At 69.5% G+C, this 4714-nt stretch carries 5 protein-coding genes; 4 read left to right on the top strand and 1 reads right to left on the bottom strand.

Annotated elements, in window-relative coordinates; translation table 11 throughout:
* On the top strand, positions 1-902 hold a 902-nt coding region (locus tag VGH85_08545; GenBank protein ID HEY2173845.1), incomplete at its 5' end, for an FAD-dependent oxidoreductase.
* On the opposite strand, the gene VGH85_08540 is transcribed toward VGH85_08545, so the two are convergent.
* The gene (locus VGH85_08540) at positions 899-2392 is read right to left on the bottom strand and encodes an MFS transporter (GenBank protein ID HEY2173844.1); all 1494 of its coding nucleotides are present in this window, start codon (positions 2390-2392) and stop codon (positions 899-901) included. The two genes, VGH85_08545 and VGH85_08540, sit on opposite strands and share 4 nt — an antisense overlap.
* A gap of 85 nt (positions 2393-2477) precedes the next feature.
* Between VGH85_08540 and VGH85_08535 the strand changes: the two genes are divergently transcribed.
* From VGH85_08535 to VGH85_08525, 3 genes are all read left to right on the top strand, one after another.
* The gene (locus VGH85_08535) at positions 2478-2855 is read left to right on the top strand and encodes a MarR family transcriptional regulator (protein ID HEY2173843.1); all 378 of its coding nucleotides are present in this window, start codon (positions 2478-2480) and stop codon (positions 2853-2855) included.
* Positions 2856-3265: 410 nt separating this feature from the next.
* Complete coding sequence (locus tag VGH85_08530; protein ID HEY2173842.1) at positions 3266-3907, top strand: GNAT family N-acetyltransferase; 642 nt, start codon at positions 3266-3268, stop codon at positions 3905-3907.
* A 57-nt stretch (positions 3908-3964) separates the two neighbouring features.
* On the top strand, positions 3965-4555 hold the full coding sequence (locus VGH85_08525) for a peroxidase-related enzyme (GenBank protein ID HEY2173841.1): 591 nt from the start codon (positions 3965-3967) through the stop codon (positions 4553-4555).
* Positions 4556-4714 lie beyond the last annotated feature (159 nt).

Below are 4714 nucleotides of genomic sequence, written 5' to 3'. Positions count from 1 at the left end.
CGGGCGCCGGCGTGACGGCGGACTCGTTCGCCTGGATCGGAGCGTCCGGCGTACGCGCCGGTCCAGCCGCCGCGCTGCGGTTGACCGCGACGGACGAGTACCGCCGGCTCGAGGCCGAGCTGCCGGGACTCCCGGTGACGTGGTCCGGCTCGCTGTCCTGGGGCGTGGCGGACAGCGCGCCGGAGGCCGGACCCGGGCAGAAGATCGTGGACGCAGCCACCGCGGCAACGCTCGAGCCCAACCTGCGGCAGCCCCCGGAGTGGGCCGTCTGGGCACCCGATGACGGCGCCGTCGACCCGGTGGGCGCGACCGAGCGACTGGTCGAGGGTGCCCGCGCCCACGGCGCCCGGATCCATCTGGACACCCCGCTCACCGCGGTCCGCCGGGACAACGTGGGTCGGGTTGTCGGGGTCGAGACGGCGGCAGGACCCCTCTCCGCCGCGACCGTGGTGCTCGCGGCAGGGGTGGCTACGGCCGCGCTCGCTGCGCCGCTCGGCATACGCGTGCCGGTCGACCCGTCGCCGGCGACGCTCGTCCAGCTCCGCGCTCCGGCGGGTCTGGTCCGCACCGTGGTCAACACCCCGGACTTCGATCTCCGGCAGGTCGCCGCGGACCGGCTAATCGCCGCCGCAGACTCGCCCGAGCGCACTCTCGCCGCCGTCCGGTCCACCTTCCGCGGCGCCGCGAACGTCGAGCTGCTCAGCAGCCGGGTCGGCGTACGTCCGATGCCGGCCGACGGCGAACCCATCGTCGGACCAGTCGTCGAGGTGCCCGGGCTCTACGTGGCGGTGCTGCACTCCGCGGTCACGCTCGCCGCGGCCGTGGGCCGCCTGATCGCGCGGGAGCTGGTCGACGGCGCTGTGGAGCCATTACTGGCGGGCTGCCGTCCCGACCGCTTCTAGGCGCAGGGGCTCTCGCAGGGGGAGGCGACCGCCGCGCCGGCCGCAGCCAGTCGGACGGTACGGCGCTGCAGCAGCGGGCGGAGGGCCACCATCAGCCCGACCAGCGCAACGAAGGTCACGAAGATCAGCCCCGGCCGGTAGTCGGCGAGCATCGCCGCGGCCGAATGTCCCCGACCGGCCGGGGCGGTGGAAATGATCGCGGTCGTCACGGCCAGGACCAGGGCGGCGCCGACCTGGCCGGAGGTCTGCACCAGACCGGCCGCGAGTCCCTGTTCGTGGTCGGCGATCCCGCTGGTGGCCTGCACGTTGATGGACGGGAAGGCGAGCGCGAACCCGACGCCGATCAGCAACACGCTCGGCAGCATGACCGCCACATAGACCGGGTGGGTGTCGATCCGCCAGAACAACAGGTATCCCGTGGTCATCGCGGCGAGGCCGGTGACGATCAACCGCGGGGTTCCGAACCGGTCGATCAGCCAGCCCGCCCACGGTGCGCTGAAGACCACCAGCAGGCCGGCCGGCAGTAGCGCGAGCGCCATCTGCAGCGGCTGCCAACCCAGCGCGGACTGCAGGTAGAGCGTGAGGATGAACTGGAAGGCGGCGAAGGACCCGATCAGGCCGACGATCGCCACGTTGGCGCGCATGAGGCTGCCGCTGCGCAGCACTCCCAACCGCACCAACGGGTGGGCGACCCGGCGTTCTACCCGGATGAACGCCGCGAACAGGGCGATCACCGCAGCGAGCGAGACAAGCGTGCGCGGCTGGAGCCAGCCGACATGGGTTGCCGACACCACCGTGTAGACCAGGAGCAGCATCGCCGCGGTGGATGTGACGGCGCCGGCGACGTCGTACCCGCCGGTGGCCGTGGACCGGTCGCGGGGGATCAGCGCCAGGCCGGAGATGAGTGCGGCCAGGGCGATCGGCGCCGGCAGCAGGAAGGTCCAGCGCCAGCCGATACCGGTCATCAGCCCGCCGAAGATCAGCCCGGAGGAGAAGCCGCTGGCGCCGAACAGCGTGTAGATCGAGAGGGCCTTGTTGCGAGCCCGGCCCTCGCCGAACGTGGTGGTGATGATGGACAGGCCGGTCGGGGCGGTGAAGGCGGCGGCGAGCCCCTTGATGAACCGGGTGGCGATCAACAGCGGCCCGGAGTCGACCAGGCCACCGGCCAACGAGGCCGCCGCGAACACCGCGAGTGCGGCGAGCAGCACCGTACGGCGTCCAAGCAGGTCGGCGGTCCGACCCCCGAGCAGCAGCAGCCCGCCGTAGCCGAGGACGTAGCCGCTGATGATCCACTGCAGCGTCAAGGTGGACAGGTGGAGGTCCGCGCCGATGGACGGCAGGGCGACGCCCACCATCGAGACGTCGAGACCGTCGAGGAAGAGCACCACGCAGAGAGTGAGGAGCACCCCCCACAGCCGGAGCGACCACCCCGTGTCGGCGGGAGGCGCAGCAGTGTCGGGCGCGGGCGAGAGGGTCGTCGGCGAAGTCACGGAGAGGACGCTACATGCGCCTGCATTCAATGCGCAAACATTTAATGTCCTCGAATCTGATGCGTGAGCATGCTATCGTGCGGGCGTGTCGAGAACGGTGCAACCCACGCTGGTGGACAAGTGGCGAGAGCTGCTGGACCGGCATGCGGCGGTGTCCTGTGCGATGGAAAGCCGGCTGCAGAGCGGCCACGGCATCGGTCTGAGCGAGTTCGAGACGCTCGACCGGCTCGCCGACGCGCAGTGCGAGAAGTACCGGATGAACGACCTGGCGCACGACATGTATCTCAGCCAGAGCGCCCTGTCGAGGGCCGTGGCCCGGCTCGAGCGGCTCGGTCTGATCACCAGGGTCATGTGCCCGGAGGACCGGCGCGGAGTCTTCGTCTCGCTGACCAAGGCCGGCGTGACGCTGCACGCCGAGGCCCGCGAGACCCAGCACGACGTACTGGCAGAGACCCTGCGCTAAGCATTCCCGCGCCGGACTCGCCGTCGCGTAGATGGCCCGAACATCGGACGCTCTACTCGCAAAATGTGGCTTCGGATGCGAGTACGACGTCCGATTGTTGGCCGGCGTAGACCGCCGGCGTCCGATGTTGCCAGGCGCCCCGACATCGTGCGCACTACTCGCATAATCGGCCCGCGGATGCGAGTAGGACGCACGATGATGGCCGCCCGGCCGGGTCTACGGCGCAGGTGGCCAGGTCGACCTGGCGCAGTGGTTCGCCGCTCACCCGCCACCGCCGACCGCGGCGCCCTGGAGTCAATGGCGACCACTGACCGTGAATCCGTGGTGCGCACGGATGCGGGAGCCGCTGATAGTCCGCGAGGCTGGGTTGAGCCTCAGATGGGCGCACGAATCAGCGGCAAGGAGCAACGATGACCACGATCGACGACTACGTCCCGCCGGTCATCGGCGTGCGCGATCCGGTTCGTCTTCGCGGGACCACGGCCGGCGGGGAACTCGTCTCTCTCCGCGACGGCGCGCAGGTCCTGATCCGGCCGATCCGCACCACCGACGCGCCGTTGCTTGCTGACGCTTTCGATCGGCTGAGCGATCGCAGCCGGTGGTTCCGCTTCCTCACTGCGAAGCGGGAGCTGACTGCGGCAGAGTTGCGCTACTTCACCGACATAGACCACGTCGATCATGAGGCCCTCGTCGCGCTCTCCGCGTCCGATGGGCGCGCAATAGGCGTCGCGCGCTACATCCGGAGCGCAGACGATCGGCTGGCGGCCGACCTCGCGATCACGGTCGTCGACGCCTGGCATCGCCGCGGAGTCGCTACGCAGCTCATGATCCGGCTGAGCGAACGCGCCATCCACGCCGGCGTCTGCCGCTACGCGGTGCTGGCCGCGGCCGACAACCTGGCTGTCTTCGCGATGCTGCACAGCCTCGGCCTCGACCTGCGTGGCGTCCACTCCGGCGACGGCGCCGTGACGGGTCAGGTCGCTCTACCGCTGTGGCATCTCGGCGCCGAGGACTACCAACCACTCTGTGCGGCATCGTCCACTTCGTCGTGATGTGCGACGTTGGAGAATCGGTGGATACGCCGACGGCTGTGCGTCATCCTTTGTGTCATGTTCATCGATCCCGTCGCCGAGGACGCGGCGGCCGCCCCGACCGCGGCCTACTACGAGCAACAGCGAGAGTCCTGGGGTTTTCTCCCCAACTATGCGGGGGCCTTCGGCCATCGGCCGGAGGTCGCCGCGGCGTGGAACGCGCTCAACGGCGCCATTCGAGACGGCATGGACCGGCGTCGCTTCGAACTGGCCACTATCGCGGCCGCGCGCAGCCTTCGCTCGACGTATTGCACCACTGCACACTCGAAGTTTCTTCGTGACGAGTGCTCGGACGAGTCGACTCTGCGTCTCATCGCGCAAGCCCCCAACGGCGAGGCTCTCGAACCACAGGACCGGGCGATCTTTCAGTTCGCGGCCAAGGTCGCTACCGACGCCGCTTCGGTGGAGCAGGCGGACGTCGATCACCTGCGCGAGGTCGGACTCTCCGACGCTGAGATCGCTGATCTCGTCTATGCCGTTGCGGCGCGGGCCTTCTTCACCCGGGTTCTCGACGGTCTGGGAGCGCAGCTGGACGAGGAGACCGCTCATACATTCACGGGAGATCTGCTCGCATCCATGATCGTCGGGCGACCGGCCGCCGGTACCTGACCCGCTCGACGTCGCGAGGGAGTGGCATCACCGGATCCACAATCAACCTGTTGACAGATCCTGACGTCGACCCTACGATCCCGCCCAAACATCCGATGGTTTGGATCGGGATTGCGCACCCCAGTCCACCTCCCAGGGCGGCGGATCGACGTCGTGTGT

This window comes from Mycobacteriales bacterium (genome assembly GCA_036497565.1).
Classification (GTDB): Bacteria; Actinomycetota; Actinomycetes; order Mycobacteriales; family QHCD01; genus DASXJE01.
This window is presented reverse-complemented; position numbering and strand designations above follow the sequence as displayed.

What these genes read in the sequence shown, in the direction of transcription:
- VGH85_08530 (HEY2173842.1), top strand. Translation starts at nt 3,266, where the DNA reads ATGACCACGATCGACGACTACGTCCCGCCGGTCATCGGCGTGCGCGAT.
- VGH85_08525 (HEY2173841.1), top strand. Translation starts at nt 3,965, where the DNA reads ATGTTCATCGATCCCGTCGCCGAGGACGCGGCGGCCGCCCCGACCGCG.